Genomic DNA, 22462 nt, shown 5'->3' with positions numbered 1-22462 from the left:
CCTCAAGCCCCCGCCAGAACCACCAGATCATCCCGGTGGACGATCTCGTCCCGCCCGCGCCAGCCGAGGATCGCCTCGTGCTCCTCGCTGCGGTGCCCCGCGATGCGCCGCGCATCGGCGGCGTCATAGGCCGAGAGCCCCCGCGCCAGCTCCTGCCCCGAGGCGTCCTTCACGCTGACGGGATCGCCGCGGCGGAAGTCGCCTTCCACCGCGCGCACGCCGGCGGGCAGCAGCGACGATCCCCGCGCGAGCGCTCGCGCCGCGCCTTCGTCCACAACGAGCGCGCCCAGCGGCGCCAGGCTACCCGCGATCCAGCGCTTGCGCGCCGACCGGCCCGCGGGCTCCGGCAGGAACCAGGTGCAGCGCGCGCCCTGCTCCATCGCCTGCAGCGGCCTGTCCGGCTTGCCGAGCGCGATCGCCATGGCGCAGCCCGCTGACGTGGCGATCCTCGCCGCGATCAGCTTGGTGCGCATGCCGCCCGAGGAATAGCCGGGCGGCGGCTCGCCACCCATGGCCATGATCTCGTCCGTCAGGTGCTCGACCACCGGCAGGTGCTGCGCCGCCGGGTCCTTGCGGGGGTCGGCGGTGTAGAGGCCGTCTATGTCGGAGAGCAGCACCAGCGCGTCGGCCTCCACCATCTCCGCGACGCGCGCGGCGAGCCGGTCGTTGTCGCCAAAGCGGATCTCGGTGGTGGCCACCGTGTCGTTCTCGTTGATGACGGGGATGCAGTTCAGGGACAGCAGCGTGCCGAGCGTGGCGCGCGCATTCAGGTAGCGGCGCCGGTCCTCGCTGTCCTCGAGCGTCAGCAGCAGCTGCGCGGCGTTCAGCCCGACGCCCGACAGCGCGGTGGCCCAGGCGCCGGCGAGCCGGATCTGCCCGACCGCGGCCGCGGCCTGCTTCTCCTCAAGCCGCAGCTTCTTGCGCGTCAGGCCGAGCGCGCGGCGGGCCAGCGCGATGGCGCCGGACGAGACCAGGATCACCTCGGTCCCGCGCGCGCGCATGGCGGCGACATCGGCGGCGACGCCGGCGAGCCAGGGGTCGCGCGGCGCAGCGCTGCGGTCGTCCACCACCAGGGCGGAGCCGATCTTCACCACGACGCGGCGGGCGGAGCGGAGGTCGAAGGACATGGCGCGGGGCCGATAGCACGGGCGCCGCGCGGGGGGGAGGGCGCGGCGGCGACACCGTGCTTCCGGCCGGGGAACAATTGAAACGCGGCACCGCGCGGCGCGAAGTCCTGGCGAAACCTGCCATCCCCATCCTGCCGCCATCGCCGGGCGCCGCCCGGTCCGGGAAGACAGGAGCCAGAGCGTGACCATCACCTACGTCAACAACCAGGCCAGCACGCAGCAGGTGCTCAGCGGCCTCAACGACATGCTGGTCGTCGGGCTCGACGGCGCGGTGACGGTGCAGAGTGATCCGGCCATCCGGATCGAATACGTGCCGGGCGCAACTGTCGTGGTGAACGGCCTGGTCGCCACCGAGTCCCGCGGCATCACGACCGCCACGGCATCGCTCCAGCCCGCCATGTCGAGCGGCGTGAGCGTCGAGATCGGCGAGCACGGCCTCATCGTCGCCGGCGTCGGCATTGACCTCCTCGGGCAGTCGAACACCGTCTCGAACGACGGCATCATCAAGGCCAGCCAGGAAGGCGTGCTGATGACCGGGCTCGACTCCACGCTCGTCAACAACGGCCGCATCACCGCGAACAACTGGGCCGCCACCCTGAACGGGGACTTCGCCAGCATCGTCAACAATGGCACCGTGACGAGCAGCAGCAACGGCGGCGTCGCCCTGCTCGGGTCGCACGCGGATCTCGTGAACGCCGGCATGATCGGCGCGCAGGGGAACGGCTACGCGGCCGCGGTCATGACCGCGAACGAGGGCAGCATCCGGAACACCGGCACCATGGCGAGCCAGAACGGCCAGGGCCTGTTCCTCGCGAGCGACTCCTCGGGCGGCGCGCCGGGATGGATCGACGTGTTCAACGCCGGGACGATCTCCGGCAAGGTCAATGCCGTCGAGGTCAGCGACTTTTACGGCACCACCACCGTCAGGCTGGTGAATGCCGGGGTCCTGGCCGGCACCGTGCAGCTTGCCGGCGGCAACGATCTCTATGACGGCCGCGAGGGCAAGGCGTTCGGCACGATCTCCATGGGCGGCGGGAACGACGTCGCGCTCGGCGGCGCCGGTGCGGAGAGCATGGATGGCGGCGCCGGCAACGACGACCTCGAAGGCGATGGCGGGAACGACGTGATTGTCGGCGGCGCCGGTGCCGACACGATCGACGGTGGCATGGGCAACGACACGCTTTGGGGCGAGGACGGCGACGACGCCATTGACGCCGGCGACGGCCACGACCTCGTCTATGGCGATGCCGGCGCGGACTTCCTGACCGGCGGCGCCGGGATCGACACGCTGAGCTACGTGCTGAGCAATGTCGCGGTAAAGGTGAACCTGGCGACCGGCGAGGCCTCGGGCGGCTTCGCTCAGGGCGACGAGTTCACGGGCTTCGAGCGCCTGGTCGGCAGCGGCTTCGCGGACACGCTGACGGGGTCGGCGAAGTCGGACACTATCGAGGGCGGCGACGGCGCCGACATCGTCAAGGGCGGGGCGGGCGGGGACCTGATCCGCGGCGGCGCCGGCAGCGACACCATCGAGGGCGGCGCCGGGCGCGACGTGCTGTTCGGCGGCGACGGGGCGGACCTCTTCCGCTACCGCGCGCTGGGCGACAGCAAGGTGGACCCGACGGCGCGCGACGTGATCCGCGACTTCCAGGTCGGCGTGGACAAGATCGACCTGGCGCTGATCGATGCCAGCACGAAGGCCATCGGCAACCAGGCCTTCACCTGGATCGACCAGGCGGATTTCAGCAAGGCCGCGGGGCAACTCCACTACAGGACCGCGGACGGCAACACGCTGGTCGAGGGCGACGTCAATGGCGACGGCGCGGCCGACTTCTCCATCCTGCTCAACGGCACGCTCGCGCTGAGCGCGACCGACTTCATGCTCTGACGCGCGATCGCCGGGCTGGACGGGCGGCCGGGGGGCGACCCCCGGCCGTCGTCATCTCGGCTCAGCGCAGGCCGATCAGCACCAGCAGCGCCGCGACGCCGCACCAGACGGCCATGGCGCGCTGCTGCGCCAGCCCCGCGCGTTCCGCGATCGCGGCCGGCACGGCGGAGACCAGCAGCGTGCCGGTCGAGACGAGCAGCGACGCCCCGTAGAAGACGACCTCGTTTGACGGGCGCACCATCTCCGGCAGCCAGACCGGCCAGAGCGCCATCGTCACCGGCAGGGCGGGGCTGATCAGGCCGTTGACCAGGCAGACCGCGACGGTCGCGACGAAGAGGTTCTGCGGCGTCACCGATTCAGCCCCCGGCTGCCGGCGTGATGCTCGGCACGAGGCCGGCGCCGACGAGCAGCACGCCCGCCACCAGGCGGATGCCGAACAGCCAGCAGGCCGCGACCAGCGGCAGGAAGCGGCCCTGCACGTAGGACGGAACCATGCGGCGCGCGCACCACACCGCCCAGTCCGTCAGCAGGCGGAAGCCGCGCCAGATGTAGTTCGGGCTGTCCGCGGGCACGAAGGCCTGCATCGCGAAGCGGCCGATGCAGGCCCAGGCGGTCAGCGCCAGGACATACATGACGATCCAGAACAGGAGGTGGTCGGTGACGAAGGACTGCATCGGCCCCCCAGCGCAGCGCGTGCGGCATGTGCAAGAAGAAGGGGCGGCCAACAAGTGGCCGCCCCTGGGATCCTCCGGTGGCTTCGCCACCGGAGGGAGAGCCACGCCCCGCAGGATCAAGCAGCCTCCGGGGCCCCCATCGCGACGCGCAGCGTCGCGCTGGGAACTACTCGATTGCCTCCCGGCCATCGGCTAGGCGGACGTCGCCCTTCGGGATGCGGATATCGTCGATGAAGTCCTGCATCGCCTGGCTCGGCGCCTCGGTGAACTTCGACACCAGCCAGATCGTCAGGAAGGACAGCGGCACGCCCACGATGCCGCCGGAGATGTTGTTCAGCGTCCAGAGACGCGCGACGGTGCGGCCGCGCAGGACCACGCTGTCGGTCGTCAGGATCAGCTGGCCGAACCAGGACAGCGCGCCGTCCTGGATCTGCGCGGCATTGGCCACCAGGCCCTGGGCATAGGCCTTGAGATCGGCGCCGGCCTGGGGCAGCGCCGCGGTCTGCCGCGCCGCGGCCAGGATGGCGTCCTTCGTGCCGAAGAGCTCGACGAAGGACAGGCCGTAGAACTCCGTCCAGATGAGGTAGCCGAAGGTGAAGATGTAGCCGACGCCCATGCCCCAGATCGCGGCGGCGTTGGTCGTCGTCTTGTACCACACGCCCATCACCAGCGCGGCGAAGAGCCCTGCGGCGGCGATGGAGAAGGCCCAGGCGACGAGGAACAAGATGTCGGCGCCCATGTTGCCCGCGGTCCAGGCCGCCAGGATCGCGACCACGATCAGCAGCACGCGGGAGATGACCAGCCGGCGCTTGGTCGGCGCCTCGCGGTCGATCATCTTGTAATAGACGTCGTGCGACAGCGCATTGGCCAGCGCGAGCAGCAGCCCGTCCGCGGTGGACAGCGCCGCCGCCAGGCCGCCCGCGGCCACGAGGCCCGCGATCACATAGGGCAGGCCCGCGATCTCCGGCGTCGCCAGGACGACGACGTCGGGGTGGATGCGGAACTCGCCCCATTGGACGATGCCGTCGCGGTTGGTGTCGACGATGTTGATCCATGGCGTCCCGTAGGGCGACATGATCTGCCAGCTCTTGATCCAGTCCGGCAGCGCCGCGATGGGCTGGCCGATGACGGTCTGGTAGATCTCGAGCTTGGCGAAGGCGGCGTAGGCCGGCGCGGTGAAGTACAGCAGGAAGATGAAGAACAGCGACCAGGCCACGGACTGCCGCGCTTCGCGCACCGACGGGGTGGTGAAGTAGCGCATCAGGATGTGCGGCAGGGCCGCGGTGCCGACCATCAGGCAGAACACCAGCGCGAAGAAGTTGAACGCCGCGCTCCAGCTGAAGGCGCCGTTCGGCCCGATGAAGGGCGCGCTGTGCCAGCCCGTCACGCCGGGCGGGGGGGTCATGCCGGCGGCGCGGAAGCCGTTCTCCAGCTCCGCGATGCGCTCCAGCGCGAAGCCGTACATCAACTGCGGCAGGGGCACGCCGGTGACCTTCACCGACATCAGGATGGCCGGGATCAGGTAGGCGATGATCAGGATGATGTACTGCGCCACCTGGGTCCAGGTGACGGCGCGCATGCCGCCGAGCATGGAGCAGACCAGGATGCCGGCGAGGCCCACGAACACCGCGACGCCGAAGGAGACGTCAAGGAAGCGCTGGGTGATGATGCCGACGCCGACGATCTGGGCCACGACGTAGACGAAGCTCGCGGTGAGCAGCACGGTCACGCCGACCGCGCGCGCGATGTTGCCGCCGTAGCGGGCGCCGAGGAAGTCGGGGACCGTGTACTGGCCGAACTTGCGGAGGTAGGGCGCGAGCAGGATGGCCACCAGCATGTAGCCGCCGGTCCAGCCCAGGATGAAGGCCAGCCCGCCATAGCCCAGCGCATAGAGGCTGCCGGCCATGCCGATGAAGCTCGCTGCCGACATCCAGTCCGAGCCCGTCGCCATGCCGTTGTAGAGCGCGGGCACGCGCCGGCCGGCGACGTAGTATTCGCTGACCACCGCGGTGCGGCTGATGATGCCGATATAGGCGTAGACGCCGATCGTCAGGAAGACGAAGAGGTAGCCGATGATGCGGTCGGGCACGCCCATCTGCTCGAGGATGGCGAGCAGGATGACAAAGACGACGAAGCCGCCGGTGTAGCCGGCGTAGATCCTGCCGAGTGAGGAGATGAAGGGATCCTTGTCCCCAATGGGACCGGGGGTGCTGGCGGACATGGCCTCAGTCTTCCTGCACGCCGAATTCCTCGTCGATCCGGTTCTGGCGCCCGGCGAACCAGAACAGGCCGACGACGAAGATGATCAGGCTGCCTTGGGCTGCCATGTAGAAGCCGAGCGGGAAGCCCAGCACATGGATCGCGTTCAGGCTGGAGGCGAAGAAGTGCACGCCGAACCCCGCGAAGAACCAGATCGCGAGCACCGTCCACATCAGGCCGGAAGTCTTTTTCCAATAGGCCTCGCCGGTCTGCCGATCCACCGGCGCGGTGGTCGCGCGGGCGGCGGGCCGGACGCTGACGTCCTCGAAGGGCATCGGATTTCTCTCCCCGTCCAGGGTTCGGGGCCGGACCTGTTCCGGCACCGCTTTCCGCTCCACCCGGCATGGCGGCGCGGTGAACATTTGGTTAGGCGCGCCGCTAGCATTTCACGGGGTCGATACGCAATATGACCGAACCCATGCGAGAGATTAAGAAGTGGTAACGTGGCTGCGCTGTCTTGTCACGCGCGAGCTCGACGCCAGCCCCGACGGGCTGGGCCGCTTCATTGCCGCGCGGGCCGCCTTCCTCACGCAGAAGACGGTGCTGGACTATTGCGAGGTGAAGGCCGGTCGGAACCAGCGCGAGCACTTCGCCGACCCGGATTTCGCGGCGGCGCTGCGGCATTGCCGCTGGCAGGTCTTCAGCGGCGCAGTGCCGGACGTCCTCGGCATGGCGGAGTCCTGGCTGCGCCCGCATGCGACGGGCCGGGAGACCGCGCTGGCCGCGGCGCTGGCGCGGATCGGCGCGACGATCATCGACCAGGCTCCTGCACCGGAGGAGGAGCGGGCGGACCTCGACGCCGCGCGGGACGCGCTGCCCGACCATCTCCGCCGCCTGCAGGCGGCCGCGCCCTGTCCGGCCGACCGGCTGCCGTTGCTGTCCGAGGCGCCGCTGCTGGCCACGCTCCCGATCCACCCGAGCCAGCGCGTCGGCGAGACGCAGGCCATCAAGGGCGCGCTGCGCTTCCACCTGGTGTCGAGCCAGCAGGAGATGGAGCGCGCCTTCGATCCCGCGCCGCTCGCCGCGGCACTGGTCGCGGGGGCGTAGCTACCCGCCGGTCGGCGCCAGCAGGGTCCGGGACCGGTCGCGCCCGATCCGCACGCCGCGCGCCTTCATGTCACGCAGCTGCAGCCAGGCCATCGCAGCCATCAGCGCGTCGTTGATTGCGACATGCTGCTCGAGCTCGGGGATGCCGAGATCGGCCAGCAGCGAGGCAAAGCGCAGATCCACCTCGGTCCCCGGCGGGGCGTTGCCGTATTTCCGCTCGTAGTAGAGTTCGCTGACCTCGATGGTAGGGTTGGGCAGCTTCGCCTGGATCTGGCGCAGCGCATACTTGTCGATCATGCGGACGTCGAAGGCGATGTAGTAGCCGACCAGCGGGCGCGGGCCGATGAAGCGCAGCAGCTCCGGCAGGACCTCGTGCATCGGGCGGCCGCCCGCGACGTCGCTACGGCGGATGCCGTGCACCTTGATGGTGTCGGCCTCCGGCCGGGCATCGGCGGCGACGATCGCCTCGTAGCGCTCGCTCGTCAGGATGCGGCCGCCCGCGATGCGCACGGCGGCGACGGCGATGATGTCGTCCACGCGGGGATCGAGGCCCGTCGTCTCGCAATCCAGCGCGACCGCCTCGTCCAGCGGCGGGCGGCCGAAGAGGAACTTGTAGTCGTGGTTGCCGAGGGTGGCGCGGTAGAAGAGCCGGCGCAGCCAGTGCGGCAGCATGTCAGCGGGTTGCCGGGAAAGGCCCTCTCCACCCACAGGGGGGAGAGGGTTGGGTGAGGGGCGTGCTGAGGAAAATGTGCTCGTTCCACATCCTGCACGTCCCCCTCACCCAACCCTTTCCCCCATGAGTGGGGGAGAGTGCTTACCTGCCCGCTAGAACGCGTTGAGCTTGTAGCGCGAGGACACGATCTCCCGGAACTGCCGCACGATGCGCAACGCGTCGCGCAGCAGGTCGCGGTCGCCCGGCGAGAGGCGCGAGGGGAAGACCAGCGACTCGCCCTCCATGGACCCGCGCCGGACTGCCTCCAGCTGGCTGCGCAGGCGGAATTCCATGAAGACGCGCAGCGCCGAGAGCAGCTCCCGCCCGAAGTCGCGGTCGAATATGCCGCCGGCGTCCGCGAGCGCGCCGATCCGCGCGGCGGTGGAGTTGGCGGTGCTGCCGCGATCGATCGCCATCACCCGCACGCCGTGCACGATCGGGAAGATGCCGGAGCGCTTGAGATCGATCGCCTCCGACCCCACGCCGACGGTGCGCATCAGCGCCTGCAGCCGGCCCATGGCCGGCGTCTCGAAGCTCTCGATCAGGCCGGCGAAGCGGGCCAGCAGCACCTGCTCTCCCTTCAGCAGCTTGACCAGTGCGGTCTTGGCCTGGACCAGCAGGTCGGTGCGGCCCGTCACCGCGTCGGCGTCGCTGAAGATCGCTATGTTCATCGCGGCCTCGGGCGAGCGTTCCAGCACCCAGGCACGGAGCTGCCGCACCAGCCCGTCCACCGGCTGCGACCAGAGCGGGTTGCGGACCATCACGTTGCCCGGGCAGGGCGGGAAGCCGAAGCTCTCGAGCGCGCCGGAGAAGCCGGCGCGGAAGGCGTCCAGCTCCGCCTCCGGCACGGGCGAGGCCAGCAGCAGGCCGTTGTCCTGGTCGGTGCGGACGGTCTGCTCCTCCCGCCCTTCGGAGCCCATCAGGATCAGGCAGCCCTTCTCGCGGATCGCGGGCGTCGCCAGCAGCTCGAAGAGGCGGACGAAGAGGCGGCGGTTGAGGTCGGAGGTGATCTCGGCGATCGCCTCGGCCTTCACGCCCTGGCGGTGCAGGCGCTCGACCTGGGCCTGGATCTCCCGCGCGGGGGCGGCCAGGTCCTCGACGCGGTGCGCGGCGTCGATGCGGCCGGGGATGAGCTGGGAGTTGCCGGCGACCAGGCCGAGAATGTCGATGTCCTCGAGGAAGCCGACATGGACGCCGTTCTCCTGCACCGCGACGCGGCGCTTGTTGTGGCGCGTCATCGTCAGCAGCGCGTCGAAGATGAAGGCGTCGTCGGGGACGGAGACGACGTCGAAGTGGCAGGCCTCCCGCACCGGGGTGTCGAGCGGCAGGCGGCGCAGCACGACGGCCTTGGACAGGTTCATCCCCGTCACGACGCCGATGCGCTCGCCGTCGCGCACGAAGAGCGCGTTGGTGTCGGCGTCGCGCATGCGATGGCCCGCCTGCTCGATGGACGCGCAACCGTCGATGAAGACCGCGGCGCCGCGCATCGCGTCATGCACGCGGGCGCGCAGCACGCTCTCCACGGCGTCGGCCTTGTGGGCGGCGGCGAAGGCGTCGAGCTTGCGGGAGACGTCGGCATAGAAGAAGGCCGCGAAGGCCGCGTTGCGCGCGATCAGCCGCATCACGACCGCGCGGGGGATCAGGTGGCAAAGCGTCTCCTCCGACGCCCTGAAATCCTCGCCGGCGGCGCCGTGGACGACGGCGCGGCTGTCGAAGCTGTCCTTGGGGCCGAGCACGGCGGAGAGCGTCTCGCCCTCCCGCAGCTCGACGGTGCCCTTGATGACGACGTGCAGGTGGTCGGCGCCCCGGCCGCGCGCAACGATGACCTCGCCCGGCGCGAAATAGCCGATGTCGAGGGCGGCCTTGAGTTCCTCGCACTCCGACTGGGTGAGCCGGTCGAAGGGTGGGTTGCGGGTGTCGAAGCCTGACGACATGAGTGAAAGGGCCGGGGCGAACCCCGGCCCGATCCGTCAGTGGACCGACGCGGAGGCCGCGCCGATGCCGGTCTCCGACCGCAGGTACTGCGAGTCGAAGGCGTCCTTCTCGGCCCGCGCGCGGGCGGAGGCATCCGCCTTGCTGATCAGCCAGATGCCGATGAAGGCGATCGGCATCGAGAAGATCGCGGGGTTGTCGTAGGGGAAGATCGCGGCGGGGAAGCCGAAGGTCTGCACCCAGACCGCCTTGGACAGCACGACCATCGTGACTGCGCTGATCAGGCCGAGGAAGCCGCCATACAGCGCGCCCCTGGTCGTCGTGCCCTTCCACAGCACCGACATCGCCAGCACCGGGAAGTTGCAGGATGCCGCCACGGCGAAGGCCAGGCCCACCATGAAGGCGACGTTCTGGTTCTCGAAGATGTAGCCGAGGATGATGGCGACGATGCCGATCACCACGGCCGAGATCTTGGAGATGTTCACCTCCTTCCGCTCATCCGTCCGGCCACGGGCGATCACTTCGGCCCAGAGGTCGTGCGAGATGGCCGACGCGCCGGCGAGCGTGAGCCCGGCGACGACGGCGAGGATGGTCGCGAAGGCGACCGCCGAGATGAAGCCGAGGAAGAGCGAGCCGCCGACCGCGTTGGCCAGGTGCACCGCGGCCATGTTCGTGCCGCCGACGAGGTTGGCGATCTTGTTGTACGCGCCCTGCGCGTTGAGCGTGTAGAAGCCCGGGTCGTCCATCAGGAAGGTTATGGCGCCGAAGCCGATGATGAAGGTCAGGATGTAGAAATAGGCGATCAGGCCGGTGGCGTAGAACACCGACTTGCGCGCGGCCTGCGCGTCGCTGACGGTGAAGAAGCGCATCAGGATGTGCGGCAGCCCCGCCGTGCCGAACATCAGCGCGAGGCCGAGCGAGATCGCCGAGACCGGGTCGGCCACCATCGCGCCCGGCGCCATGATCGCGTCGCCGCGGGGGTGGATGCGCACCGCCTCGGCGAACATCGCCTCCGGCGAGAAGCCGAAATGCAGCATCACCATGAAGGCCATGAAGGACGCGCCGCCGAGCAGCAGGCAGGCCTTGATGATCTGCACCCAGGTCGTGGCCTTCATGCCGCCGAAGGCGACATAGACGATCATCAGGCAGCCCACGATCACCACGGCATAGAGGTAGTCCAGCCCGAAGAGCAGCTGGATCAGCTTCCCCGCGCCGACCATCTGCGCGATCAGGTAGAAGGCGACGACCACCAGCGTGCCGGTCGCCGAGAGGATGCGGATGCGCGTCGAGTCCAGCCGGAAGGACGCGACGTCGGCGAAGGTGAACTTGCCGAGGTTGCGCAGCCGCTCCGCGATCAGGAACAGGATCAGCGGCCAGCCCACGAGAAAGCCGATGGAGTAGATCAGCCCGTCGAAGCCCGAGGTGAACACCAGGCCCGAGATGCCGAGGAAGCTCGCGGCCGACATGTAGTCGCCCGCGATCGCAAGCCCGTTCTGGAAGCCCGTGATGCCGCCGCCGGCGGCGTAGAAATCGGCGGCCGACTTTGAGGATGCGGCCGCGCGATAAGTGATGAAGAGCGTCATCAGCACGAAGGCGAAGAACATCACGATCGCCGCGAGGTTGAGCCCCTGCTTGTGGATGTCGCCCTCGACCGCGCCGGCGGCCCAGGCGCGGGACACGACGGCCCCGGCGGCGATGCCGAGCGCGAGCGCGGCAACGAGGAGGAGTCGGGCGGGCCGGCTCATCACGTGAGCTCCTTCCGGAGTTCGCGCGTCAGCGCGTCGAAGCGGCCATTGGCACGCTGGACGTAGAGGCCGGTCAGCACGAAGGCCGCCACGATCACGAACAGGCCGAGCACGATGCCGACCGAGGTGACGCCGCTGCCGACCTTCGCCGCCATCAGCGGCTTGGCGAAGGCGACGAGCAGGATGAAGCCGTAATAGATCACGAGCATTGCGACGGAGAGCTTCACGGCGAAGCCGTTCCGCTCCGCGACGAGGGTCCTGAAGTTCGAACTCGACAGGATGCGGTCTTCTGCTGGGGTGCGCACGGGCTTTCCTCATTCCTGATCCGGTCCGGCGCGCCCGGAGGGGGCGGCGCTCGGCCGGAAAACGCTCCGGGTCCGGCCCCGGCGAAGCGGAGCGCGGCGATGGATCTGGATGCGTTGCGCGACTGCCCTTCGGGCTTGCCACGCCGGAATCGACCGCTCCCCCGCGGTGTCGGATCGCGCGCCATGCGTGACGTCGAACCGGCCTTCCGGTGCCCTGAACGTGACGGTTTGAAGCTTTCCTGCCCTGGGCCGGGCAGTGAATGTTCAGACATGTCGCCGACGTAGCGTCAGCGGCCGAAAGCGACGCAATCGCTTAAGTTGCAGGCTATTAGATTACTTGGACGTTATGCAGCAGCACGGCGTTGTCCATGCAATTTCGTATCGCAGCGTTCCGATCTTATCTGACAGCAAGTTAAATTGCGGAATGCCCATGTTTCGGTCAGTTTCGGTCACGCGTGTGCCAACGACCGCGCGCGGGCGCGTCGGACGCGTCCAAACGTGGGCCGCAGAGCCGGCCGGGAAAAGGGTGGGAATGTCAGCGACAACCAACGCGGCCCGCGACAGGGCCATGACGCCGGAGGAGCGCAAGGTCATCCTGGCGTCCTCGCTCGGTACCGTGTTCGAGTGGTACGACTTCTATCTCTACGGATCGCTGGCGGCGATCATCGGCGCGAAGTTCTTCTCGATGTACGACGAGACGACGCGCAACATCTTCGCCCTGCTCGCCTTTGCCGCGGGCTTCCTTGTGCGGCCCTTCGGCGCGCTGGTCTTCGGCCGGCTCGGCGACCTCGTCGGGCGGAAATACACCTTCCTCGTCACCATCATGATCATGGGCGCCTCGACCTTCATCGTCGGCATCCTGCCGACCTCGGATGCGATCGGCATCCTAGCGCCGGTGATCCTGATCGTGCTGCGCCTGCTGCAGGGCCTGGCGCTGGGCGGCGAATACGGGGGTGCGGCGACCTATGTCGCGGAGCACGCGCCGAACAACCGGCGCGGCTTCTACACCAGCTTCATCCAGATCACCGCAACCGCGGGCCTGTTCCTGTCGCTGATCGTCATCCTCGCCACGCGGTCCTTCACGGGCGAGGCCGCCTTCGCGGATTGGGGCTGGCGCGTGCCCTTCCTGGTCTCGATCGTGCTCCTCGGGATCTCCGTCTGGATCCGTATGCAGATGGAGGAAAGCCCGGCCTTCCGTAAGATGAAGGCGGAAGGGACGGGATCGAAGGCGCCGCTGACCGAGGCCTTCGGCCAGTGGAAGAACGCCAAGATAGCGCTCTTCGCGCTGCTCGGCCTGGTGATGGGCCAGGCGGTCGTCTGGTACACTGGCCAGTTCTACGCGCTGTTCTTCATCTCCTCGATCCTGAAGGTGGACGGCTTCACCACCAACATGATGATCGCCTGGTCGCTACTGCTGGGCTCGGGCGGTTTCGTGCTGTTCGGCTGGCTGTCGGACAAGATCGGCCGCAAGCCGATCATCCTCGGCGGCTGCCTCATTGCCGGTCTGTCCTTCTTCCCGCTCTTCAAGCTGCTGAGCGCGGAGGCCAACCCGGCGCTGTCCCAGGCGCACCAGACCATCGTGACGACGGTGGAGGTTGACCGGTCGAGCTGCTCCTTCCAGTTCAACCCGACCGGCACGTCGCGCTTCACCCAGCCCTGCGACATCGCCAAGGCGCGACTGGCCGCGCTGTCGGTGAACTACTCGGTCGTGGACAAGCCGGGGCAGCGCGACGCGGTGGTCACCGTCGGCAGCCAGCCGCCGGTCTCGACCACGCAGCCCAACTTCGCCGCCGCCGTCGGCACCGCCGTCACCGCCGCGGGCTACCCCGCGGCGTCCAACCCGACGGTGGTGAGGATGTCCGGTCCCTTCGACATCTTCCGCGAGCAGGTCGCGGTGTCCATCGCCGTGCTGACGATCCTGGTGATCTTCGTCACCATGGTCTACGGCCCGATCGCCGCGGCGCTGGTGGAGCTGTTCCCGACGCGGATCCGCTACACCTCCATGTCGCTGCCCTACCATATCGGCAATGGCTGGTTCGGCGGCCTGCTGCCCGCGACATCCTTCGCGATCATCGCCCAGACCGGCGACGTCTATTCCGGCCTGTGGTACCCCGTGAGCTTCGCGCTGGCCTGCGTGGTCATCGGCATCTTCATGGTGCCGGAAACCAAGGATCGCGACATCTTCGCCGACGACCTCGGGGCCAGCAGGAAGCAGCGCGGCCCGCACGCGCTGGAGCCCGAATCCAGCCTGCCCTGAGGCCGCGATCGTCCTGGCCGTGCACGCCGCAGGCGGGCAGGGCCAGGACGTGAATCGCCGCCTGATGAGGGCCGTGCCGACGCGTTGACGAAGGCGCCGGGGGCAATCCCGGCGCCTTTCTTCTTGCGCTGGGTCAAGCCCTGGCGCGACCGTCCGTGCAAGGGTCCCGCCACCGAACTCGAGGAGGACGCAGGCCATGGACGGCAGCGCGACCGGTTCCCGCTACGACGAGACCTATGCCCGCTGGAAGGCCGACCCGCAGGCCTTCTGGGGCAAGGCGGCGGAGGGCATCGCCTGGTCGGTGCCGCCGCGGACGGTCTTCGACCCGACGCTCGGCGTCTACGGACGCTGGTTCCCGGAAGGGCGGCTGAACACCTGCCACAATGCGCTGGATCGCCACGTCGCGGCGGGGCATGGCGGGCGTACCGCGCTGATCTGGGACAGCCCTGTCACCGGGCGTTCCGCGCGCTACACCTATGCCGAGCTGCGCGACCGCGTCGCGCGCCTGGCCGGCGCGCTGGCGACGCGCGGCGTCGGGGCGGGCGACCGGGTTATCGTCTACATGCCGATGGTGCCGGAGGCCGCGATCGCGATGCTCGCCTGCGCGCGGCTCGGCGCCGTGCATTCCGTCGTCTTCGGCGGCTTCGCCGCGGCGGAGCTCGCCGCGCGCATCGCGGATGCCAAGCCGAAGGTGATCGTGAGCGCGACTTGCGGGCTCGAGCCCGGGCGGGTGGTGAAATACAAGCCGCTGCTGGATGCCGCGATCGCCCTCTCGCCGCACCGGCCCGATGCCTGCATCATCCTCCAGCGGCCGGAGAGCCCCTGCGAGCTGACGCCGGGCCGCGACACGGATCTCCTGCAGGCCGAGGCCGAGGCGATGCCGCATCCCTGCGTCGCGGTTGCGGCGACCGATCCGCTCTACATCCTCTACACCTCCGGCACGACGGGCGCGCCGAAGGGCATCGTGCGCGACAATGGGGGCCACGCCGTCGCGCTGCTGAACTCCATGTCCATGTTGTACGGCCTGGCGGCCGGCGACGTGATGTGGACGGCCTCCGATGTCGGCTGGGTGGTGGGGCATTCCTATATCGTCTATGGCCCGCTGCTCGCGGGCTGCACGACGGTGCTGTACGAGGGCAAGCCCGTCGGCACGCCCGATCCCGGCGCCTTCTGGCGCGTCTGCGCCGAGCATGGCGTGAAGGTGCTCTTCACCGCGCCGACCGCGCTGCGCGCGATCAAGAAGGAGGATCCGGAGGGCCGCCACGTCGCGAGATACGACCTCTCGAAGCTCGAGGCGCTGTTCCTGGCGGGAGAGCGCTGCGACCCGCCGACCGCGGAATGGGCCAGCGCGCTGTTCGGGAAGCCCGTGATCGACCACTGGTGGCAGACCGAGACCGGCTGGTCCATCAGCGGCAATTTCCGCGGCCTCGGCCTGTTCCCCGCGAAGTTCGGTTCGGGCGGCAAGCCCGCGCCGGGATACGACCTGCGGGTGCTGGACGAGGGCGGGCAGGAGGTGCCGCGCGGGCAGATCGGCACGCTGGCCGTGAAGCTGCCGCTGCCGCCGGCTAACCTGCCGACGCTGTGGCACGCGGATGATCGCTTCCGCAGCGCCTACCTCGAGACCTTCCCCGGCTACTACAACACCTCCGACGCCGGGATGATCGACGGTGAGGGCTATGTCTCCGTGATGAGCCGCACGGACGACATCATCAACGTCGCGGGCCACCGGCTTTCCACCGGCGCGATGGAGGAGGTGCTGGCCGCCCACCCCGACGTCGCGGAATGCGCGGTGGTGGGCGTCAAGGACAGCCTGAAGGGCCAGGCGCCGATCGGGCTGGTGGTGCTGAAGGCGGGCGTGGACCGCGCCGAGGCCGACATCGCGAAGGAGCTGGTGGCGCTGGTGCGCGACCGCATCGGGCCCGTCGCGGCCTTCAAGGAAGCGCGCGTGGTCGCCCGGCTGCCCAAGACGCGCTCGGGCAAGATCCTGCGCGGGACCATCCGCCGGATCGCCGATGGCGAGACCTATACGGTGCCGCCCACCATTGACGACCCCGTCATCCTCGACGAGATCACGGGGGTGCTGAAGGCCGCGGAGAGATAGGGATGGACGGAGGAAGCGCGCTGCTGCTGCGGACGGACACGTCGGAGGGCGTCACGACGCTGACGCTGAACCGGCCCGAGGCCCGCAACGCGCTGTCCTTCGCGATGCTCGGCGCGCTGGAGGAGGCGCTGGCGCATGTGGCGGCCGATCCCCGCGTGCGCGTGGTGATCCTGGCGGCCGAGGGGCCGGTGTTCAGCGCCGGCCACGACCTCCGCGAGATCACGGCACATCGCGACGACGCCGATGGTGGCCGCGCCTTCTTCGACGCCACGATGAAGCGCTGTGCGCGCGTGATGCAGGCCATCGTCGCGCTGCCGCAGCCCGTGATCGCGCGGGTGCAGGGGGTGGCGACCGCGGCGGGCTGCCAGCTCGTCGCGACGGCGGACCTGGCGGTCGCCTCCGACCAGGCGCGGTTCTGCACGCCGGGGGTGGATATCGGGTTGTTCTGCTCGACGCCGGCGGTGGCGCTGTCGCGCGCCGTGCCGGCGAAATCGGCGCTCGAGATGCTGCTGACCGGCGAGATGATCGGCGCCGAGCACGCGCAGCGCATCGGCCTGGTGAACCGCGTCGTGTCGCCGGAGGCGCTGGAGGCAGCGGCGCTCGCGCTGGCGTCCCACATCGCCGCGCGCAGCGCGCATACCGTGCGCATCGGCAAGGCCGCCTTTCACCGGCAGCGCGGCCTGCCGCTGGCCGAAGCCTATGAGCACGCCGCCGCGGTGATGACCGAGAACCTGCTGGCCGAGGACGCGATCGAGGGCATCGGCGCCTTCCTGGGCAAGCGCACGCCGGTGTGGAGAAACAGCTAATGGCCGCCCGCGACTACGACGCCCTGCCGCGCGTCGCCGCCAACCACCAGCCGCTGACGCCGCTGCTCTTCATGGAGCGAGCGGCGCAGGTCTATCCCGGCAATCTGGCCGTCGTGCATGGCCCCATGCGCCGGAGCTACCGCGAGCTGCGCGACCGCTGCGTGAAGCTTGCGCATGCCCTGTCCCAGGCCGGCATCGGCCGCGGCGACACCGTGGCGGCGCTGCTGCCGAACATCCCGGCGATGCTGGAATGCCATTACGGCGTGCCGATGACGGGCGGCGTGCTGAACACGCTGAACACGCGGCTCGATGCGGGGACGATCGCCTATTGCCTCGACCATGGCGAGGCGAAGGCGGTCATCGTGGACCGCGAGCTCGTGCCGCTGCTGCGCGTCGCGCTGATGCAATGCCAGGCCAGGCCGATCCTGGTCGAGGTGGACGATCCGGAAGCGCCGGAGGCCGCGCGCGCCAACCGGCTCGACGGTGCCGTGGACTACGAGGCCTTCGTCGCGAAGGGCGACGCGGCGTGGAACTGGGTCATGCCCGGCGACGAATGGGACGCGATCACGCTCAACTACACCTCGGGCACGACAGGCAAGCCGAAGGGCGTGGTCTATCACCATCGCGGCGCGCAGCTCCTCGCGATCGGCAACGTGCTGAGCGCGAACCTGTCCAAGCATCCCGTCTATCTCTGGACGTTGCCGATGTTCCACTGCAACGGCTGGTGCTTCCCCTGGACCGTCACCGCGCAAGCCGGCGTCCACGTGTGTCTCCGCGCCGTGCGCGGCGCCGACATGTGGCGTCTGATGGCGGGAGAAGGCGTGACCCACATGTGCGGCGCGCCGATCGTCATGTCCACGCTGCTGGCGACGCCCGACGCCGAGAAGAAGAAGCTGCCGCACCAGGTGCAGTTCGTGGTCGCCGGCGCCCCGCCGCCCGAGGCCGTGCTCGCCGCGATGAAGGAAGCGGGCTTCGCGGTTTGCCATGTCTATGGCCTGACCGAGGTCTATGGCCCCGCCGTCGTCAACGAATGGCATGCCGAGTGGAACGACAGGCCCGCGCAGGAACAGGCCGGGCTGATGGCGCGCCAGGGCGTGCGCTATCTCGCGCTGGAAGGGCTCGATGTCATGGACCCCGACGGCATGACGCCGGTGCCGTCCGACGGCACGACGATGGGCGAGGTCATGATGCGCGGCAACGTCGTGATGAAGGGCTACCTCAGGGATCCCGACGCCACTGCCAAGGCCTTCGCGGGCGGCTGGTTCCACACCGGCGACCTCGCGGTGAAATACCCCGACGGCTACATCCAGCTGAAGGACCGCTCCAAGGACATCATCATCTCGGGCGGAGAGAACATCAGCTCGATCGAGGTCGAGGACGCGCTCTACAAGCATCCCGCCGTCGCCGTCGCCGCCGTCGTCGCGCGCCCCGACGAGAAATGGGGCGAGGTGCCCTGCGCCTTCGTCGAGCTCCGCCCCGGCATGACCGCGACGGCCGAGCAGCTGATCGCGCATTGCCGGCAATACCTCGCGGGCTTCAAGCTGCCGAAGCAGGTGCTGTTCGAGGAGCTGCCGAAGACCAGCACCGGCAAGATCCAGAAGCACGTGCTGCGGTCGAAGGCGAAGGGGTGACCGCGATGAGCGACCGCGAGGACATCGAGGCCGTCGTGCGAACCTATCTCGACGGCCTCTACGAGGGCGACGCCGACAAGCTTGCGCAGGCCTTCCACCCCACCAGCGCTCTGACGCAATGGTGGGAGGGCGAGCTGAAGATCGTGCCGCGCGACGCCTGGCTCGAGGCCGTGCGGAACCGGCCCTCGCCGCAATCGCAGGGCCTGGCGCGGTCGGACGAGATCGTCTCGATCGCGCAGCACGGGCCGGAGATGGCGGTGGTGACGCTGCGCTGTGCAATCCCGCCGCGATTCTTCACCGACGCGTTGTCGCTGCTGAAGATCGGCGGGCGCTGGCAGGTCGCGCAGAAGGTCTTCCGCACCGAGATCAGGGGCTGAAGACCGCCCGCGAATCTTTGCTTGAAGCCGGCGGCAAGGATTGCCACTCTGGTAGCATCCGCAACCAACCGAAAGGAGGTGATCCAGTGTCTCATTGCAGTTCGGCCCATACCGTGGGCGCCTGGATCATCGCCATCGCCAGCGCGACGGCGAGTCACTAGGTCAGGCCGCGGCGCAAGCCACCGGCAATGCGAGGGCCCGGCGGATCGATCCGCCGGGCCTTCCTTTTTCAGGAGCGCATCGTTACCGTCCTGCGGACGGCCTCGTCCCAAGGCCGCGAGAAAGGGAGGTGCCCATGCCCGCCGTCAAGCGCGCGCTCGTCGCCCTGTGCCTGCTCGTCCTCGCCTTGCCGGCCGGCGCGCAGACGCGTCCCGCCGTCACCGACATCGGTGAACAGCCGGCTTCCGCGATCTGGATCGGCAATTCCTTTTTCTACTTCAACAACGGCATCATCGGCCATGTCGGCGGCTTCCGGCGCGCCGCGGGCGCGCCGCCGCAGCGCGTGACGATGGTCACCATCAGCGGCTCGGGTGCCGACTGGCACGACGTGGAGAGCTATTTCCGTCCCAACGCGGTCGGCGCCTACAGCTTCGACGATCGCAACAACATCATCTTCAACCCGCCAGGCCAGCGCCTTTTCGACGTCGCGGTCATGATGGATTGCAGCCAGTGCCCGGTCCATCCGCAGCTTGCACCGGTCTTCGTCGAGTATACGCGCCGCCACGCCGAGACGGTGCGCCGCCACGGTGCGCGACCGGTCTTCTTCATGTCCTGGGCCTACAAGGACAAGCCGGAGATGACGGCACAGCTGGCCGAGGCCTACACCGTCGCGGGCAACGCCAACCAGGCGCTGGTGATCCCGGCCGGCCTGGCCTTCGCACGCGCCATGGCAGAGCGGCCGGCGCTCGATCTCTACGTCGCAGACCTGCGCCACCCCAGCCTGGCCGGCACCTACCTTGCCGCGGCGGTGAGCTACGCCACGCTGTCCGGGCGCTCGCCGGAAGGCAGCAGCTACACAGCGGGGCTCGATGCCGACACCGCCGCCTTCCTGCAGCGCGTGGCGGCGCAGACCGTGCGCGAGTATTTCGGCGCGCAGCGCGCGGCGGCGAACTGACGCGCGCTCAGGCGGGGCGGCCGTAGCCCTTCAGCTGCGCGGCCGCCTCGGCCAGCTCCGCCTCGTCCAGCAGCACGGGATCGAGCCTCGCAGCCAGCAGGTCCAGGTACTGCCCCGCGAGGTTCTCGACCTCCCTCGCCAGCGCCACCGCGCCGGCCAGCGTCGCGCCCAGCGCGACCACGCCGTGATTGGCCAGCAGCGTCGCGCGCAGCGTACCGCCCAGCGCCGCGACACAGGATCGCGCCAGCGCCTCCGTCCCGAAGGTCGCGTGTGCGGCGCAGGGGATGGCGGTGCCGCCGGACAGCGTGACCATGTAGTGGATCGGCGGGATGCCCCGCCGCGCGCAGGACAGCGCCGTCGCGCGCGGCGAGTGCGTGTGCACCACGGCCTGCGCATCCGCCCGCGCGCGATAGGCCGTGGCGTGGAGCCGCCATTCCGACGAGGGCCGGCCGCTGCCGAGCGGCGCGCCGTCCGGCGCGCATTCCACCAGGTCGGCCTCGGTCAGCGCGGCATAAGGCAGGCCCGAGGGCGTGATCACGAATCCGCGCGGCGTGCGCAGCGACAGGTTGCCCGATTTCTGTGGCATGAAGCCCGCCGCATCCAGCGCGCGGGCGGCGGCGACCAGCGCGGCGCGATCGGTCATCGGCGGCACTCCCTCGGGGCTGCACTGCATCATTGCGTCGGCCAGGGTTCCGCATCCATCCTGCCGCCGACCAGGCGGGGGCAGGCTGTCCATGATGCTGGCGATCTTCGGGGCGATGCTGCTCGCCCTCGTGCTGGCCGAGCTCGGGCTGAAGGTCCCGGCCAATGCCGCCGTCGCGTGCTGCATCGGCCTGGCGCTCTGGCTTTTCCAGTACGAGATCCACAGCCCGGACTACGGCTACGCCATCCCCTGGCTGCGCTGGTGAGCGCGATGCTCTCGGCACGCCTCGACCACCTCTTCCAGCTCGGCGTGCTCGCCGTGCTGGTCGGCGTCCTGTCCGCCGCGCTGGTCATGCAGTTCGCCTTCGGCGAGCTGCCCTGCCCGCTCTGCCTGCTGGAGCGTGTCGCGATGTTCGGCGTCGGCTTCGCCGTCGTGCAGAACTTCCGCAACGGCTTCAATGAGCGGATGACGGGCCTGGCGCTGATCTTCGCGGTGGTGCTGCTGGTCATCGCGACGCGGCAGAGCATGCTGGACATCGAGCCGCGGCCGGGCCACGCCTATATCGGCTCGGCGGTGCTCGGCCTGCACATGCCGGTCTGGGCGGCGGTGATCGGCCTGGTGCTGATCCTGGCGCATGCGCTGAAGATCACGCTGCTCGGCGCCGCCGCGCGCGACGTCGCGCCGCTGCCCCTGCTGGCGGTGGCGGGCCGCGTGCTGGGTCTCGCGCTGCTCGCGCTCTGCGCGATCAACTTCATCGCCGTGCTGCTGCAATGCGGCGCCGGCGAGTGCCACACCTTCGGCTATCGCCTGCTCAGCTAGGCTCGATCCCCGCCGCCCGGATCAGCGGCTGCCACTTCGCGGCATCCGAGGCGAGCTGCGCGGCCATCGCCTCCTCCGTCGTCGGCCAGGGCACCAGGCCGCGGCGGCCGAATTCCGTGGCGACCTGCGGATCGGCCAGCGCCGCGCGCACGACCTGCCCGATGCGCGCGCGGATCGGCGCCGGCGTGCCGCGCGGGACGATCACGCCGTCCCAGTTCAGCACCTCGTAGGTGGCGAGCCCCGCCTGCTCCATCGTCGGCACCTCCGGCAGCTCCGCCGCGCGCGTGCGCGTCGCGACGCCGAGCGGCCGCAGCGTCCCGGCCTGGAAATGCGTGAGCACCGTGCCGAGTGGCGAGAAGCCGAAATCATGCTCGGCGGCGACGGCGGCCAGGATCTGCGGCCCGCCGCCGCGATAGGGCACCGCGACCGTCTTCGTCCCCGCCAGATGGTCGAACAGGATGCCGCAGAGATGCCCGGGCGAGCCGACGCCGCCGGTGCCGTAGGTGATCGCCTCCGGCCGCGCCTTGGCCGCGGCGACGAGTTCGGCCACCGACCGCCAGGGCCGGCTGGCCGGCACGTACAGCACGTTGGTCGCGTTGAAGATCATGCTGATCGGCGAGAGCTCCGCCGTCTCGAAGCCCATGTTGCGCACCAGCGCGGGGTTCACCGCGAGCGTGCCCATGTTGGCCGAGCCGATCGTCGTGCCGTCCGGCACGGCGCGGGCGACGGCCTGCGCGCCGAGATTCCCGCCGGCGCCGGCGCGGTTGTCCACTACCACGGGCTGGCCGAGCGCTGCCTGAAGATGAGGCTGGAGGATGCGCACCGCGGCATCCGACGCCCCGCCCGGCGGAAAGCTCAGTACCAGGGAGACCGGGCGGGTGGGCGCCCAGCCCTGCGCGAGCACGGGACGGGCGAGCAGGCCGGCAGCGCCGGCGAGGAGGAGGCGTCGGTTCATGGCGACAACATAGCAAGCTCCGCGCCATGCGTGCGGCCTCCTTTCCGCGGCCGACATGCGCTACTGGAGCAGG

At 69.7% G+C, this 22462-nt stretch carries 21 protein-coding genes; 10 read left to right on the top strand and 11 right to left on the bottom strand.

Annotation, left to right across the window (positions count from 1 at the left end; all coding sequences use genetic code 11):
* Window positions 1-2: 2 nt before the first annotated feature.
* Window positions 3-1127, bottom strand: a complete 1125-nt coding sequence (gene proB / locus ACLF3M_RS16720) for a glutamate 5-kinase (RefSeq protein WP_430658091.1) — start codon at window positions 1125-1127, stop codon at window positions 3-5.
* A gap of 181 nt (window positions 1128-1308) precedes the next feature.
* Here proB and ACLF3M_RS16715 point away from each other — a divergent pair, with 181 nt between their 5' ends.
* A complete protein-coding gene (locus ACLF3M_RS16715; RefSeq protein ID WP_430658090.1) occupies window positions 1309-3012 on the top strand; it encodes a calcium-binding protein in 1704 nt (567 codons plus the stop codon).
* 61 nt (window positions 3013-3073) lie between these two features.
* Here ACLF3M_RS16715 and ACLF3M_RS16710 read toward each other — a convergent pair whose 3' ends face one another.
* The 4 genes from ACLF3M_RS16710 to ACLF3M_RS16695 all read right to left on the bottom strand — a co-directional run bounded on the left by ACLF3M_RS16710 (window position 3074) and on the right by ACLF3M_RS16695 (window position 6307).
* Window positions 3074-3364: a hypothetical protein gene (locus tag ACLF3M_RS16710; RefSeq protein ID WP_430658089.1), complete on the bottom strand. Its 291-nt coding sequence runs from the start codon at window positions 3362-3364 to the stop codon at window positions 3074-3076.
* Window positions 3365-3368: 4 nt separating this feature from the next.
* Window positions 3369-3686, bottom strand: coding sequence for a hypothetical protein (locus tag ACLF3M_RS16705; RefSeq protein WP_430658088.1), 318 nt, complete (start codon window positions 3684-3686; stop codon window positions 3369-3371).
* A gap of 166 nt (window positions 3687-3852) precedes the next feature.
* The gene (locus tag ACLF3M_RS16700; RefSeq protein ID WP_430658087.1) at window positions 3853-5907 is read right to left on the bottom strand and encodes a sodium:solute symporter family protein; all 2055 of its coding nucleotides are present in this window, start codon (window positions 5905-5907) and stop codon (window positions 3853-3855) included.
* A gap of 4 nt (window positions 5908-5911) precedes the next feature.
* Complete coding sequence (locus ACLF3M_RS16695; RefSeq protein ID WP_430658086.1) at window positions 5912-6307, bottom strand: DUF4212 domain-containing protein; 396 nt, start codon at window positions 6305-6307, stop codon at window positions 5912-5914.
* A gap of 73 nt (window positions 6308-6380) precedes the next feature.
* On the opposite strand from ACLF3M_RS16695, the gene ACLF3M_RS16690 reads away from it, so the two are divergent.
* A complete protein-coding gene (locus ACLF3M_RS16690) occupies window positions 6381-6992 on the top strand; it encodes a hypothetical protein (protein WP_430658085.1) in 612 nt (203 codons plus the stop codon).
* On the opposite strand, the gene ACLF3M_RS16685 is transcribed toward ACLF3M_RS16690, so the two are convergent.
* From ACLF3M_RS16685 to ACLF3M_RS16670, 4 genes are all read right to left on the bottom strand, one after another.
* Window positions 6993-7664, bottom strand: coding sequence for a 3'-5' exonuclease (locus ACLF3M_RS16685; protein ID WP_430658084.1), 672 nt, complete (start codon window positions 7662-7664; stop codon window positions 6993-6995).
* A gap of 153 nt (window positions 7665-7817) precedes the next feature.
* The gene (locus tag ACLF3M_RS16680; protein WP_430658083.1) at window positions 7818-9638 is read right to left on the bottom strand and encodes a DUF294 nucleotidyltransferase-like domain-containing protein; all 1821 of its coding nucleotides are present in this window, start codon (window positions 9636-9638) and stop codon (window positions 7818-7820) included.
* Window positions 9639-9674: 36 nt separating this feature from the next.
* Window positions 9675-11381, bottom strand: coding sequence for a cation acetate symporter (locus tag ACLF3M_RS16675; RefSeq protein ID WP_430658082.1), 1707 nt, complete (start codon window positions 11379-11381; stop codon window positions 9675-9677).
* Window positions 11381-11686, bottom strand: coding sequence for a DUF485 domain-containing protein (locus ACLF3M_RS16670; protein WP_430658081.1), 306 nt, complete (start codon window positions 11684-11686; stop codon window positions 11381-11383). The genes ACLF3M_RS16675 and ACLF3M_RS16670 overlap by 1 nt, the downstream gene beginning before the upstream one ends.
* A gap of 532 nt (window positions 11687-12218) precedes the next feature.
* On the opposite strand from ACLF3M_RS16670, the gene ACLF3M_RS16665 reads away from it, so the two are divergent.
* The 6 genes from ACLF3M_RS16665 (at window position 12219) to ACLF3M_RS16640 (ending at window position 19972) form a co-directional block, all read left to right on the top strand.
* Window positions 12219-13943: an MFS transporter gene (locus ACLF3M_RS16665; RefSeq protein ID WP_430658080.1), complete on the top strand. Its 1725-nt coding sequence runs from the start codon at window positions 12219-12221 to the stop codon at window positions 13941-13943.
* 196 nt (window positions 13944-14139) lie between these two features.
* Window positions 14140-16044, top strand: coding sequence for an AMP-binding protein (locus tag ACLF3M_RS16660; protein WP_430658079.1), 1905 nt, complete (start codon window positions 14140-14142; stop codon window positions 16042-16044).
* Window positions 16045-16046: 2 nt separating this feature from the next.
* Window positions 16047-16850 carry an enoyl-CoA hydratase gene (locus ACLF3M_RS16655; protein ID WP_430658078.1) on the top strand — a complete coding sequence of 268 codons (804 nt, stop codon included), beginning with the start codon at window positions 16047-16049 and terminating at the stop codon, window positions 16848-16850.
* On the top strand, window positions 16850-18481 hold the full coding sequence (locus ACLF3M_RS16650) for an acyl-CoA synthetase (RefSeq protein WP_430658077.1): 1632 nt from the start codon (window positions 16850-16852) through the stop codon (window positions 18479-18481). Before ACLF3M_RS16655 ends, ACLF3M_RS16650 begins: the two co-directional genes overlap by 1 nt.
* 5 nt (window positions 18482-18486) lie before the next feature.
* The gene (locus ACLF3M_RS16645) at window positions 18487-18858 is read left to right on the top strand and encodes a nuclear transport factor 2 family protein (protein WP_430658076.1); all 372 of its coding nucleotides are present in this window, start codon (window positions 18487-18489) and stop codon (window positions 18856-18858) included.
* A gap of 295 nt (window positions 18859-19153) precedes the next feature.
* Window positions 19154-19972, top strand: a complete 819-nt coding sequence (locus tag ACLF3M_RS16640; RefSeq protein ID WP_430658075.1) for a hypothetical protein — start codon at window positions 19154-19156, stop codon at window positions 19970-19972.
* Window positions 19973-19979: 7 nt separating this feature from the next.
* Here the strand turns inward: ACLF3M_RS16640 and ACLF3M_RS16635 are convergent, their stop codons facing one another.
* On the bottom strand, window positions 19980-20615 hold the full coding sequence (locus tag ACLF3M_RS16635; RefSeq protein WP_430658074.1) for a class II aldolase/adducin family protein: 636 nt from the start codon (window positions 20613-20615) through the stop codon (window positions 19980-19982).
* A gap of 91 nt (window positions 20616-20706) precedes the next feature.
* Here ACLF3M_RS16635 and ACLF3M_RS16630 point away from each other — a divergent pair, with 91 nt between their 5' ends.
* Both ACLF3M_RS16630 and ACLF3M_RS16625 read left to right on the top strand, forming a co-directional pair.
* Complete coding sequence (locus tag ACLF3M_RS16630; protein ID WP_430658073.1) at window positions 20707-20880, top strand: hypothetical protein; 174 nt, start codon at window positions 20707-20709, stop codon at window positions 20878-20880.
* 5 nt (window positions 20881-20885) lie between these two features.
* Window positions 20886-21434 (top strand): disulfide bond formation protein B, encoded by a 549-nt coding sequence (locus ACLF3M_RS16625; RefSeq protein ID WP_430658242.1) that lies wholly within the window; start codon window positions 20886-20888, stop codon window positions 21432-21434.
* On the opposite strand, the gene ACLF3M_RS16620 is transcribed toward ACLF3M_RS16625, so the two are convergent.
* The gene (locus tag ACLF3M_RS16620) at window positions 21427-22389 is read right to left on the bottom strand and encodes a Bug family tripartite tricarboxylate transporter substrate binding protein (protein ID WP_430658072.1); all 963 of its coding nucleotides are present in this window, start codon (window positions 22387-22389) and stop codon (window positions 21427-21429) included. The genes ACLF3M_RS16625 and ACLF3M_RS16620 overlap by 8 nt on opposite strands.
* Between the last annotated feature and the right edge of the window lie 73 nt (window positions 22390-22462).

Origin of the sequence: Falsiroseomonas sp. HW251 (assembly GCF_050563545.1) — a bacterium.
Lineage (GTDB): Bacteria > Pseudomonadota > Alphaproteobacteria > Acetobacterales > Acetobacteraceae > Falsiroseomonas.
Note: the sequence above shows the minus strand (reverse complement) of the source record. Positions and strands in the feature narration are given on the sequence as shown.

Excerpts from the sequence above, each read along its gene's own strand:
- proB (WP_430658091.1), bottom strand. The coding sequence starts at position 1,127 with ATGTCCTTCGACCTCCGCTCCGCCCGCCGCGTCGTGGTGAAGATCGGC.
- ACLF3M_RS16705 (WP_430658088.1), bottom strand. The coding sequence starts at position 3,686 with ATGCAGTCCTTCGTCACCGACCACCTCCTGTTCTGGATCGTCATGTAT.
- ACLF3M_RS16700 (WP_430658087.1), bottom strand. The coding sequence starts at position 5,907 with ATGTCCGCCAGCACCCCCGGTCCCATTGGGGACAAGGATCCCTTCATC.
- ACLF3M_RS16695 (WP_430658086.1), bottom strand. The coding sequence starts at position 6,307 with ATGTTCACCGCGCCGCCATGCCGGGTGGAGCGGAAAGCGGTGCCGGAA.
- ACLF3M_RS16685 (WP_430658084.1), bottom strand. The coding sequence starts at position 7,664 with ATGCTGCCGCACTGGCTGCGCCGGCTCTTCTACCGCGCCACCCTCGGC.
- ACLF3M_RS16680 (WP_430658083.1), bottom strand. The coding sequence starts at position 9,638 with ATGTCGTCAGGCTTCGACACCCGCAACCCACCCTTCGACCGGCTCACC.
- ACLF3M_RS16675 (WP_430658082.1), bottom strand. The coding sequence starts at position 11,381 with ATGAGCCGGCCCGCCCGACTCCTCCTCGTTGCCGCGCTCGCGCTCGGC.
- ACLF3M_RS16665 (WP_430658080.1), top strand. The coding sequence starts at position 12,219 with ATGTCAGCGACAACCAACGCGGCCCGCGACAGGGCCATGACGCCGGAG.
- ACLF3M_RS16660 (WP_430658079.1), top strand. The coding sequence starts at position 14,140 with ATGGACGGCAGCGCGACCGGTTCCCGCTACGACGAGACCTATGCCCGC.
- ACLF3M_RS16655 (WP_430658078.1), top strand. The coding sequence starts at position 16,047 with ATGGACGGAGGAAGCGCGCTGCTGCTGCGGACGGACACGTCGGAGGGC.
- ACLF3M_RS16650 (WP_430658077.1), top strand. The coding sequence starts at position 16,850 with ATGGCCGCCCGCGACTACGACGCCCTGCCGCGCGTCGCCGCCAACCAC.
- ACLF3M_RS16645 (WP_430658076.1), top strand. The coding sequence starts at position 18,487 with ATGAGCGACCGCGAGGACATCGAGGCCGTCGTGCGAACCTATCTCGAC.
- ACLF3M_RS16640 (WP_430658075.1), top strand. The coding sequence starts at position 19,154 with ATGCCCGCCGTCAAGCGCGCGCTCGTCGCCCTGTGCCTGCTCGTCCTC.
- ACLF3M_RS16635 (WP_430658074.1), bottom strand. The coding sequence starts at position 20,615 with ATGACCGATCGCGCCGCGCTGGTCGCCGCCGCCCGCGCGCTGGATGCG.
- ACLF3M_RS16630 (WP_430658073.1), top strand. The coding sequence starts at position 20,707 with ATGATGCTGGCGATCTTCGGGGCGATGCTGCTCGCCCTCGTGCTGGCC.
- ACLF3M_RS16625 (WP_430658242.1), top strand. The coding sequence starts at position 20,886 with ATGCTCTCGGCACGCCTCGACCACCTCTTCCAGCTCGGCGTGCTCGCC.
- ACLF3M_RS16620 (WP_430658072.1), bottom strand. The coding sequence starts at position 22,389 with ATGAACCGACGCCTCCTCCTCGCCGGCGCTGCCGGCCTGCTCGCCCGT.